Annotated in this window: 1 protein-coding gene; it reads left to right on the top strand. The window is 35.4% G+C overall.

Annotated features, from left to right (window positions below; translation table 11 throughout):
- Nucleotides 1–16 precede the first annotated feature (16 nt).
- Nucleotides 17–511: hypothetical protein (locus DRF67_RS21315; RefSeq protein ID WP_133297690.1), on the top strand; the 495-nt coding region annotated here is incomplete at its 3' end.

Below are 511 nucleotides of genomic sequence, written 5' to 3'. Positions count from 1 at the left end.
AGGCCAAATAGAACTCTTGAGTAAAGATAATCTTAAGTTTGAGATTTTACATGATATTGAATATAATCCCTATTTTGTCATGAAGGATTCCAAGGGGATCACCTATTATTTTAAAGCCATTGAAGAAACTTATACGAAAGTGGGCGGCGGCGGACATTCGCTTCCTTCTCCACTATCCATAACAGCATGGTTTCTTACAAAAACTGAAGATGCTAACGGGGAACAGCTTATATTTGAATATGAGACTGATGGAAAAGAATATACCATATCAAAATCACAAACCTTATCGTATTCTGAGCCTGCAATGCAGGAAGATTGTGACTATACACCAGCGGGAGATATTGTACCTAAAACCTATGCAAAGTCACCAACTTTAGGACCAATACTATCCAATGTAATCAGCATTAATGGCAAAAAACTCAAAAGAATAACCAGTAACCGGCACAATGAAAAAATTGAATTTGATTTTAACATTGGAGAAACTGTACTCACTCATTATTATAATGCAAAA

This window comes from Chryseobacterium pennipullorum, assembly GCF_003384725.1.
GTDB classification, from domain to species: Bacteria; Bacteroidota; Bacteroidia; order Flavobacteriales; family Weeksellaceae; genus Chryseobacterium; species Chryseobacterium pennipullorum.
Note: the sequence above shows the minus strand (reverse complement) of the source record. Positions and strands in the feature narration are given on the sequence as shown.